This is a genomic window from Paenibacillus bovis (genome assembly GCF_001421015.2).
In the GTDB taxonomy this organism is placed as follows: domain Bacteria; phylum Bacillota; class Bacilli; order Paenibacillales; family Paenibacillaceae; genus Saccharibacillus; species Saccharibacillus bovis.
The window spans coordinates 1,973,400-1,984,925 of record NZ_CP013023.1 but is presented as its reverse complement, the minus strand read 5'-3'; the positions used below and the strand labels follow the sequence as shown (position 1 = coordinate 1,984,925).

Here is an 11,526-nt window from a genome sequence, read left to right as displayed (position 1 = left end):
GAACCGAAAACGCAATCTGCATAGGCAGATACTACCGTGATACTTCCACATTCGTACCTGCCTAACCAGCTTACATTCCGCTATCTGAGTCGTCCTGATGCTTGGTCAGTTGTCTGATCCAAAGCCCGAACAAGATACATGCTACCAGGATCATAACTCCGTACAGCAGAATATAAGGTGTATGTGCGTTGAATTCCATAAATAAAGGCAGAAGCGCCGTCATTCCAGTTTCCATGTCCATTCCTCCTCCGCAAATTTTCATTACTTAATTTTTACCCACTATTAGTCATTTTACCTCAATTAATACCCTTGTGCCATCCGGATAATTGTCTAATTGGTTACTAATCCATGAACCGGCACCCCGATTATCCGAAGGTGTAACATATCGTATATCGGCACCTGTGCCGCCTTCCTTGCACATGGCCATTGGCCACTCATCCCGATCATAGCCTTTACGGGTCTCTACTCCCTTGAGCGATTGCCTGCGGTTTTCTTTGGCTCCCTTGCGATCTATCGTGCAAATAGCCGATTCTCCGGCAGCGATAGCGTCCTGAATATGATCGCCTGTTTTGGGATACCGATTTTTGGGAAAGACCAGTGTATAGTCTGCCTGCTGACTATGGCCGACCGAGCCGGATGACGGGTTCAGCGCACCGGTGAGTGCACCCAGATCGACTTTGCCGGTAAATAGATAGATCGCTACTACCACGACCAGTGCGCCGACGACAGCTCCTATTCGCTTGGGTGACATAGATGTGTATTCCTCCTGTTGGTTGATTCTCTTCTATTATATCGTCATCTGCAGCAGAGAGGAACATATGTTTCTTTGTTGTACAGCCTAAAATAATAAGTAAACATAAGAAACCCGATCGATCCGGTCTGCGTATAATGTCATAAGCTACATAGAAGTGCAACAACCAACCGCTTACAGCAGCCTATCCACTTCGTCCGTATACTCGCAGGTATGTGGCTCTATTTTACTTTCAAAGGAGAAATGTCTATGTCATTCTTTAACAAAATGCTCGCTCGCGTAGGTGTTGGAGCAGCCAAAATCGATACCGTGCTCGATCAGAACGAATATTATCCAAATAGTGAAGTTCGCGGTATTGTCTACGTACAGGGTGGTAACGTCGATCAAGACGTCGGCAATATCTATATTGAAGTCATGACCCAGTATATCCGTGAACAGGATGATAAAAAGCATTACGTGGATTACACGATCGCCAAATACCGTGTATCCGAGAAAACACAGGTCAAAAGCGGTCAGAAGCTGGAAATTCCTTTTGGCTTTACACTTCCATCCCAGACTCCGCTGACCCTTAGCAATCAGAAAGTATGGCTGCATACCGGACTGGATATCGAGATGAGCGTAGACCCGACCGATCAGGATTATATCGTGGTACGACCACATCCGTATATGGATACGGTACTCGAAGCGACAGAGCGTCTCGGTTTCCAATTCAAAGCATCGACGGTGGAGTATGCTTCCCGTTCGCCGTTTGGCGTTCCTTATGTACAGGAGATTGAATTCTATCCGGGAGCAAGGTTCCACGGACAGATTACCGAACTGGAACTGATGATGTCCCTTACAAGCAATGGCCTGCAGATTCTGGTCGAAGTGGATCGCCGAGGTCGTGGACTGGGTGGATTCCTCGCCAATGCATTCGATATGGACGAGCGCCGCGCATGGCTGGATCTGACGCCATCGGATCTGAACCGTGGAGCGGATTATGTGGCTCAGCAGTTGGAGCGATTGATTGATCAGCAAAGTCGATAATAACAACTTAATCACTTATACTACTACGAATAATTTATAAAATGGATGGGTACAGTTTAAAATGACTGTATCCATCCATTTTGTTATCCGTACGAGAAAGGTAGCGATAGATATGATGAAAAAATCCATTAATCTGTATGTAGATGATCTTAGAGATTGCCCGAAAGGTTTTACAATTGCCCGCACCTATCAGGAGGCTGTACGTTTACTGCAGTCTGAGGAATTTCATATCCATATTCTTACTCTGGATCATGACCTGGGAGAAGATGAGAATGGAAAAGAATTACCCAATGGATATGATCTGGTTAAATATTTCTGTGAGCATGGACTTCATGCCAACAAAATCTATCTTCATACCGATAATCCGGTAGGACGCAAAAATATGTATGAGACGTTGCTCGCTGCTCAAAGGCGTGGATTTATCGAGAAAGATATCGAAATTTACCATTATCCGATAACAGAAAATAAATATTCCGGCTAACCATGACACATCAGCTGCATTATAATGGATAACTAGTATTCTAACGTTCTTCATAATTAGACCAACATAGTAAAAAAAGCCGTTCCCTAATCGAATGATTAAGGAACGGCTTTATATTGTTTACAGCTATGGTGGCTTTGCAAATCCTCTATCTTACCGATAAAGATTAGCTCGGCCAGTCACATCATGCAAGGCTAAGCGCCTTATTACATCATGCCGCCCATTCCACCCATGCCGCCCATGTCTGGACCTGCTGGGGATGCTGGTTCTGGTTTGTCAGCAATTACAGCTTCAGTAGTCAGGAACATTGCTGCTACGGATGCTGCGTGCTGCAGTGCGGAACGTGTTACTTTGGCAGGGTCAACGATACCTGCTTCGAACATGTTCACCCATTCGCCAGTAGCGGCGTTGTAACCAATGCCTACTTCTTCTTTTTTCAGACGCTCAACGATAACGGATCCTTCTTGACCAGCATTAGCTGCGATCGTACGGATTGGCTCTTCCAGAGCACGCAGAACGATGTTAACGCCTGTTTTCTCGTCGCCTTCTGCATTGACTGCAGATACAGCGTTGTATACGTTCACGAGTGCAGTACCACCACCGGATACGATACCTTCTTCAACCGCAGCGCGAGTTGCGTTCAGGGCATCTTCGATGCGCAGTTTGCGCTCTTTCAGTTCAGTCTCAGTTGCAGCACCGACTTTGATTACTGCTACCCCGCCGGACAGTTTCGCCAGACGCTCTTGCAGTTTTTCTTTGTCGAACTCGGAAGTTGTTTCTTCCAGCTGCGAGCGGATTTGGCTGATACGTGCATCGATATCTTCTTTTGCACCAGCGCCATCTACTACGATTGTGTTTTCTTTGGTTACGCGTACTTGACGTGCAGTACCCAGTTGGTCAACAGAAGCGGATTTCAGATCCAGACCCAGTTCTTCTGTGATTACTTGTCCGCCAGTCAGTGCAGCGATATCTTGCAGCATTGCTTTACGACGGTCACCGAATCCAGGAGCTTTAACAGCTACTGCATTGAATGTACCACGCAGTTTGTTGACAACCAGCATAGCCAGTGCTTCGCCTTCGATATCTTCAGCGATCAGTACCAGTGGTTTGCTTTGTTGTACAACTTTCTCCAGCAGTGGCAGGATTTCCTGAGTGCTGCTGATTTTCTTGTCAGTGATCAGAATGTATGGGTTGTCCAGGACAGCTTCCATTTTATCTGTATCGGTGATCATGTATGGAGAGATGTAACCGCGGTCGAACTGCATACCTTCTACAACTTCCAGTTCAGTCGCGAATCCACGGGATTCTTCTACAGTGATAACACCGTCGTTGCCCACTTTTTCCATAGCTTCCGCGATCAGTTGACCTACTTCATCGTCAGCTGCGGAGATAGCTGCAACCTGTGCGATGGATTGTTTGTCTTCAACATGACGGGAGATGCTTTGCAGTTCTTCCACTGCTGCACGAACCGCTTTGTCGATACCTTTGCGGATAACCATAGGGTTAGCACCTGCAGTTACGTTTTTCAGACCTTCGCGAATCATCGCTTGAGCCAGAACAGTTGCAGTTGTTGTACCGTCACCGGCAACATCATTGGTTTTGGTAGCTACTTCTTTAACCAGTTGTGCACCCATGTTCTCGAATGCATCTTCCAGTTCGATTTCTTTGGCGATTGTTACGCCATCGTTCGTGATCAGCGGGCTGCCAAATTTTTTCTCCAGAACAACGTTACGTCCTTTTGGTCCCAATGTTACTTTTACTGCGTCTGCCAGAGCGTCTACACCACGAAGCATTGCGCGGCGAGCGTCTTCACTGAATTTGATATCTTTAGCCATTTGAAAAGTACCTCCTCAGTAGTATAGGAATTCATATAAGGTTAAGATTTTGCTTGGCAAAAATCATAAATGTATTGGAATGCAGTGCCCATCCAGCGCCTGGCGCCGATGAAGCACCCTCTGTGGATGAAGCTAAGTAAATGTTCCCGTAATCCGGAAATTAACCCAGAATCGCGTGAATGTCGCTTTCTTTCATAATCAAATATTCTTTGCCTTCATATTTGATTTCTGTACCGGCATATTTGGAGAAAAGAACACGGTCGCCTTCTTTAACTTCCAAAGGAACACGAACTCCGTCTTTCAACAGTCCGCTGCCTACAGCGATAATAGTGCCTTCCTGCGGCTTTTCCTTGGCAGAGTCCGGAAGCACGATTCCGAATGAAGTCGTTTCCTCTTGTTGGCTCGCTTCTACCAATACACGTTCACCTAAAGGTTTGATCATGAAAAATAGCCTCCTTAAAGTTTGAATGGAATCATCTTGCAGGTAGCAGTCTACCTCTGTGTTAGCACTCGACCACGTCTAGTGCTAACAGCCAACTTTATGATACTCAACTTGAGCGATGATTTCAAGTCCCTTTATATAAAATCCTCTCGATTCCGTGACAAAACAAAAAAACAGCCTCTTATCAACCGGCATTCCAGATGCGTTCTTCCGGTTGACAGAGCCTGTTTCTCCGTCTTGAATATCATTGATTCCATATAGCTATTATTCATGAATATCTGCCAGATTATGAATAGTCACACAGTTGCGGCTGCTCGCTTTGGAACGATAAAGGGCCGCGTCTGCCAGCCTGTAGATCGCTTCTTCGGTCAAATGATGATCCACCTGCTCGACAAAGCCAATACCTATGGACACTGTCACATAAGGAGCAGCATCATTCTGATCATGCGGAATACGCAGATCTTCAATACTCTGCCGAATCTTCTCTGCAATCTCTGCGGTGCGTTTTTCCCCCATGCCGATAGACAGGATAGCAAACTCTTCTCCGCCAAGACGGAAAGCGACGGCATCTGCCTTTCTCGTTTCTTCCAGCAGTGTGGCTCCGATTCTGCGCAGTACATTATCGCCTTCATAATGACCATAGCGGTCATTGTACTTTTTGTAATGATCGATATCCAGCAGCATAAAGGTCAGACTGGACTGCTGCAAGACGGCATTCTCCAGCTTGTACAAAATGCGCTCATTGAAATAGCGACGGTTATACAGCCCTGTCAATTCATCGGTAATAGAAATGCGCTCGATCTGCTTTTTGTCTGTAATATTGTGTCCGATAAACATATATCCCTGCAGACGATCTTCCTCACGGGCTGGTTCGACAGTCATATTCAGCCATAGCATATTCTGATCCTTGCGGAAATAAATAAGCTCTCCGCTCCATGTCTCTTCCTTGTCGATCACAAAAGGAGCAATCGAGCGGCCATGATGATCTAGCGGCCGGAAAAAGCGGTGCGGGCGACTGGCTACTTCCTCCTGACTATAACCGGTAAGCAGACAGAATTCTTCACTGGCCATCATCACATTACCGTACAGATCGGTATTTACGATAATGACATTCTTGTCCACAATATTAAAGTATTTATTTAACTGCTCATTTTTGATGGCGAGCTCGCGGGTACGCTGATTGACTAGATGCTCCAGATTATTGTATAAACTAGCATTTTCAATCGCATAGACCATATCCCGTGACAGCAGATTGATCATACCAAGACGTTCCCTGGTGAATGCGCCGGTAATCAGATTATTTTCCAGATAAATGACAGCAATCAGCTTGTCCTGATTCAGCAGCGGCATACACAGCACCGAACGCGGCTGCTGCTCTGTTATATAGCGAATATCCGAGAGGCGGTTTACCGAACTGGCGTCGGTATACATCAGTGTCTCACGGCTGCGAGCCACTTCGTCCATAGTCATCCATGGAAATTGCAATGCGCTGCGCTGCTGGTCTTCATGGATACGGATATTGATCTGATGGTCGGTATCACTATATTCTCCTTCTGCCCAAAGGCTTGGACCAGACTTGATCATAATACAGCCGCGCTGCGCTCCTGCATTTACCAATACAATATTCATCATATTATGCAGCAGCTGATCCAGTTCGATCTCACGCGAGATCGCCTGGGAAGCCTGCAGCAGCAAATGGATATCGATATTCTCGGTAGAGATACTCATCGTCTGGTCGCCATTCAGTGGCACCCACTGGATATGTCCCATCAGATCCTGGTAATTGTCCTGGAGCTGCTGTACCTTGCCGCGTGCGCCCCAGACCGAATAGTAGTAGGAAGCCTGTTTGAAATAATACCCACCCAGCTCGGGCCGCCCTCGCTCCAGATAAAACCGCGCAGTCTGCTCACTGGCAATCGCTTTGTAACGGGTAAAATGGCCCTGTTCGCTATCCTGCAGTGCCAGATAATAGTAATTCTCCGCTTCACTATATTTGCCATCAATCCGCAGCCACTCCGCCTGCATCAGATACTGCTGGGTCATAAAGTTGTGCGGATGATGTGCAGCCCATTTTTTCATTTTGCGATGCTGCTTGCGCATGCGTATGCGGGCATTGCGCTGCTCTTTGCGTCCAAGCTCCCCATAACAGGCAGCCAGCGCCATAAACGTATAAAACGAGTATTCTTCCATAAAAGTCGAGCCGGCCAGCGTACCAATCACCTGATCGGCCTGCTGGATATATGTCAGGGCTTCCATCGATTCACCCATCATAAAAGCCAGCTGAATTTTGCATATATAATAAATGCCGATCCCGGAGTAATATTTCAAACTGTTCAGTTCATCGAGATAATCCTGTTCGCTAAATTCCTCATCATCCAAGGTTGTCTCGAAAGGAATCTCTCCGGACAGCACCCGGAACTTTTGGCGGTTCAATCTGGCTGTAGCCAGTGCCGGTCGATACTTGGTATTCTCGATCATTTCGAGCATCGTACCGCTCTCCTGCAAATACGTCTCGATCTCGAGCGAAGGGTTCCATTGATTGCGATAATAACAGGCATGTGCCAGATACAGCATATCCCCGGACAACAGGCTATAGTCGACTGTACGACGGTACTGCTCCTCCAGTGTCTCCCAATCATGACTCCAGCTGTAGCAAAAAAGACTGTACAGCACATGTACCAGACTGCGCCACTGCAGATCACCGAATTTCTCGTTCAGACTTACCGCGAGCCGTCCGTACGCTTCGGCTCCCTTGAGATCCCCCATACCTGACAACAGCATGGCATAACCGATATAGGCACCTGCCGATTCCGGAGCATTGCCATGACGGATCGATAGCTGTGTTTTTTTGAGTACAGCCCAGCCGAACAGGGTCTGTTCTCCCGAAATAAAAGCGGGTGGAATAAAGCTTACCAGCAGCCTCATAATCAGCTTGATGCGCTGATCGGTCATCTCCCGATCCTCCAGCAGCTGATCCGGCGTCTTGCCACGCAGCTGTAGTTTGACAGTCACCAGTTCTTTGGCAACTACTGCCATATTGAGACGACGCGGAACCGTAAAGTCAAGACTAGCCAGTCCGGCTTTGCCCGCTTCAATCGCCCGACTCATTAACCCAAGATACATATAGTGATTGGACTGCATCTCGTATATGGTCGCTTGCTCCATTCCGGTTCTGGCATGATGCAGCAGCACAGCGCAAGCACGATCAGCCGAATCCGGTTGATGAATCAGGTAGGAGCATTCGCTATACAGCAGGTAAATATCCCACGTCCGTTTATACTGATGCTGCCAGTGTTGTTCGTTAATCAGGCTAATAGCCACCTGTAGAAAACGGCGGGCGGTCTCATAACCGAATGCTTCTTTGGCACGGCGGGCAGCCTGCAGATTCAGATCGATCAGCCGCTCCTTTTCCGAATGTCGAGTGACCAGTACAATGCCTTTGTTCAGATGCCCGGTAATCTCCATAATATGCTCATGAATCCGGTCTTCCGGCCACTGACTCAGCAGCAGCCAACCAAGCTGTAGATGCAGCTGCTGACGAAGCTTCGGATCGATCATCTGATACAGCGCCTGCTGCAGCTTGTCATGCTGAAAAGTAAATTGAACCTGCATACGATCCAGTTCCTCTGCCGGAATCGTCACTTCATGGATAAACGAAGTGCTGGTATGCAGCGGCAGCAAAATTTCTTCCTGAATAGCACGCAGCAAAGCCGGCATCAGCAGATCTTTTTCCGAATGACCGATCATTCGCAGCACCTGCCAGTCAAACGTGCGACCGATCAGTGCCGCGATACTAAGAATCATCCGTACACCTGCAGGCAGTGTTTTCATTTTCTCCATCAGATATTCAATCAGGTCTTCACTGGCTGTCCGTTCCAGAATCAGCGTTTCTTCATACAACCAGGCTCCTGCTGTCTGATCAAAGTAAAGCGCGCGCTGCTTGTACAGATCCTTGAGGATTTCGCGGGTGAAAAAAGGATTGCCTCCCGTCTGCCGATGTATTACGGGAGTCAGCCAATCCAGCTGCTCTGCGCTCATGCCCATTGTATCTTCAATAAGCTGACGGGTATGAACTGCAGACAGCGGCTGAATATGCAGCTGATGAATAAAATGCTGTTCATTCAGCCTGTCCAGCGCTTCAGACAATGGATGTCCTGCTCCGATCTCGTCATAACGATAGGAACCTATAATAAAAATACGCTTTAGGTTTTTATTTTCCAGCAGCCGTGACATCAGCTGGATACTGGATAAATCCGCCCACTGCAGATCATCCAGAAACAAAACCAGCGGACGCTGCTGACCAACCAGACTTTCCAGCAATCGGACAAACGACAGGAAAAAGCGGTTATTCTCTTCGACAGGCAGCAGCGGCTCGGGTGTTGACTGCACACCGATCAGCTGCTCCAATTCAGGCAGCCAGCGGGTCATCAGACCGGCATTCGCCCCGAGGTGGCTTTTTAGCGCATACTGCATATCGGCCATTTCGTCTGCCGGCCCATTCAGCCATTCCGCGAGCAGGGTACGAAAAGCATCCATAATTGCACTATACGGGACATTTTTGTTATACTGCTCGAATTTGCCCTGTACAAAATAGCCTTTTTCGTAGGACACCATAGTCTGCAATTCGTTGACCAGCGCTGTTTTGCCACTGCCTGCTTCCCCTGCGACCAGAGCCAGCTGAAGACGATCATCAATGCTCTGAGTAAAAGCGGATTGCAGCACAGCCAATTCTTCTTCACGGCCATATAATTTTTGCGGCATATGAAAAATCGTGCTGCGGTCTTCCAGGCCGATCTCAAAATCTGTGCGGGATGCGGAGGAAAGGCACTTTTTCAAATCGGAACGAATGCCGTAGGCGCTGCGATAGCGGTCTTCGGGAGACTTTTCCAGCAGCTTCATAATGATATTGGACAGTACCTGCGGAACACGTCCCTCACTCTGCTGCGCCGGCGAGATAGGTTTCTTGGCAATAATGGAATAGATCTGATCCATCACCGAATTGGACGGATACGGATGAACGCCTGTCAGCATCTCATACAGCACAACGCCAAGTGAATAAAAGTCCGAGCGATAGTCGATATGCCGATTGATTCTGCCGGTCTGTTCGGGAGAAATATAGGGCAGGCTGCCTTCCATAATGCCAGCAGCAGCCTGCTCCGACTTTTCGTTGCTCCAGCGAGTGGACAGATCAAAGTCAATTAGCTGCAGCTGGTCGGTCTCCCGGTTCCAGATCAGATTGGCAGGCTTGATATCCTTGTGGATAATTTCATGTTCATGAATGGCACCGATCATATCGACCAGCTTGATCGCCAGCCGCAACACCGTTTGCAAATCCAGACGATGCTGCCGAAGGATACTTTTGAGAGACTCGCCGTTAATATCTTCCATGGACAGTACAAAGTAGCCTCCGCGCTCTTCCAGTTGAATCGGACGGACGATGCCCGCAATAACAGGACTCAACTCCGACAGCAGCTGATATTCCTTTTTGATACGCATAATTGCTTCGTATGTCGATGCTCGCGCGCCGAGTACTTTGGCAATAACAGGTTCGCCGGAAAGATTGTCGATGCACCGATAGATTGCCTTGCTGCCATGGTCTGCAATCTCTTCTATCACTGTGTATTTTTGATCTTTCCAATTCATTAGATTTCCCTCGCTTTATCCCGTCTTTGTACCAAATCAAAATCAGGATTAAATTTGAACACATACGCTCCCGTTAACCAGATCACCCAACAATTTACGCCAAAGAACAAATAACCAAAATAACCGAGAAGCGGCATCTGGGAAAAGATATGGAATTTATCCAGATACGGTACAGAATATTTCCAGTAATTCGGATTCAGCGGAATCCCTTCATTGAACCATTCACTGCCAAAGTTCCACAGCTCCCAGAAAAATCCGTTACAGACTGTAGCCAATCCGATCAGCAGCATCGGTGACCAGTTGCCCTGGCGAATCGGGGTAAACGGTGTCCACATTCGAATCAGTCCCATCGCTGCAGACAGCATTGGAACCAGCGCCACCCATAGTACCCAGAACAATTCAAACGGGAAATACCCCATTGCCAGTGCAAGCCCCAGTCCCAGAATGTACATAACGATCAGTGTGGGCTTGTTCAGATGAATCTTCGGTCCATTGCTGTACCGATCGCGCAGAGCCGGAATAGTCAGCATCAGCAGATACCATTCGATAATCGCCGGCAGTACGGTGGTATAAGAGAGCGAGAACCAGAAAATATTGCCAAAATCCGAGAAGATCTCTTTATTCGGATAATACCAATTTTCCATAACAAAGAAATTCAGATATTCAAAAGCAAACCAACTGAAGCAGGATACTACTGCCAGAAGCTGCATAATCTGCGGCTTTTTGGACAGCAGTGATACTCCGTGGTTACGCTTGTATACGATCCCATCCAGAATACATATAAAAGACCACCATAATGGTACAAAGGTGTAGGGTTCAAGCAGACTCAGCACCGACAGGCGTGCCCACATAATGAACCAGCAAATGACCAGGACCGGCAGCGCCGCCCAGAACCAGAATGGAAAACGAACATCGGAACGCTGAACTTCGGCTGCGACCGGAGCTTTGCGAAATCCGAATAGACGCGGAAACAGGTAAAACACCATGATGAATAGTGCCACCACACAAGCCAGTGCAAAATACACGGCGTTAAAGCCCGGATCCTGAACAGCTTCCTGTACAGGGAACGTACCGTACCCTGGTGGCAACCCGCCCCATTTGGCGAGACTCCCCAATAACGGAAGGATAAAAATCAGCAAAAACGTGATAATCAGGAATACAATTTTCTTCAACCGTCTAACCCCTTTATTCTCTGTAATGAACGGTTTTTGTGTACTGTTTTCAACAATATTACTGTTTTTTCGACAGTCGCATTTGACCCGTATTTACTATTTATAATCTGCTATCGCCAAAAAAGATAGTATTTTTTATGGAAATAAAAAAAGTATTCTGCAGAGTCAGGCCGCCT

The 11,526-nt window shown here is 47.4% G+C and carries 8 protein-coding genes; 2 read left to right on the top strand and 6 right to left on the bottom strand.

Annotated elements, in window-relative coordinates:
- Positions 1 to 70 precede the first annotated feature (70 nt).
- Positions 71 to 235 carry a hypothetical protein gene (locus AR543_RS24250; RefSeq protein ID WP_017812869.1) on the bottom strand — a complete coding sequence of 55 codons (165 nt, stop codon included), beginning with the start codon at positions 233 to 235 and terminating at the stop codon, positions 71 to 73.
- 51 nt (positions 236 to 286) lie between these two features.
- Positions 287 to 751 (bottom strand): NucA/NucB deoxyribonuclease domain-containing protein, encoded by a 465-nt coding sequence (locus AR543_RS08395; protein WP_060533482.1) that lies wholly within the window; start codon positions 749 to 751, stop codon positions 287 to 289.
- Between the two features lie 249 nt (positions 752 to 1,000).
- On the opposite strand from AR543_RS08395, the gene AR543_RS08390 reads away from it, so the two are divergent.
- Complete coding sequence (locus AR543_RS08390) at positions 1,001 to 1,777, top strand: sporulation protein (protein WP_060533479.1); 777 nt, start codon at positions 1,001 to 1,003, stop codon at positions 1,775 to 1,777.
- Between the two features lie 112 nt (positions 1,778 to 1,889).
- Positions 1,890 to 2,258, top strand: coding sequence for a cyclic-phosphate processing receiver domain-containing protein (locus tag AR543_RS08385; RefSeq protein ID WP_227871890.1), 369 nt, complete (start codon positions 1,890 to 1,892; stop codon positions 2,256 to 2,258).
- Positions 2,259 to 2,464: 206 nt separating this feature from the next.
- Here AR543_RS08385 and groL read toward each other — a convergent pair whose 3' ends face one another.
- From groL to AR543_RS08365, 4 genes are all read right to left on the bottom strand, one after another.
- Positions 2,465 to 4,093, bottom strand: a complete 1,629-nt coding sequence (gene groL / locus AR543_RS08380) for a chaperonin GroEL (RefSeq protein ID WP_017812865.1) — start codon at positions 4,091 to 4,093, stop codon at positions 2,465 to 2,467.
- 160 nt (positions 4,094 to 4,253) lie between these two features.
- Entirely contained in the window at positions 4,254 to 4,535 is a 282-nt protein-coding gene (gene groES / locus AR543_RS08375; RefSeq protein ID WP_017812864.1) for a co-chaperone GroES, read from the bottom strand.
- A 264-nt stretch (positions 4,536 to 4,799) separates the two neighbouring features.
- Positions 4,800 to 10,178 carry a diguanylate cyclase gene (locus AR543_RS08370; protein WP_060533477.1) on the bottom strand — a complete coding sequence of 1,793 codons (5,379 nt, stop codon included), beginning with the start codon at positions 10,176 to 10,178 and terminating at the stop codon, positions 4,800 to 4,802.
- A complete protein-coding gene (locus AR543_RS08365) occupies positions 10,178 to 11,350 on the bottom strand; it encodes a hypothetical protein (RefSeq protein ID WP_060533475.1) in 1,173 nt (390 codons plus the stop codon). Before AR543_RS08365 ends, AR543_RS08370 begins: the two co-directional genes overlap by 1 nt.
- Positions 11,351 to 11,526 lie beyond the last annotated feature (176 nt).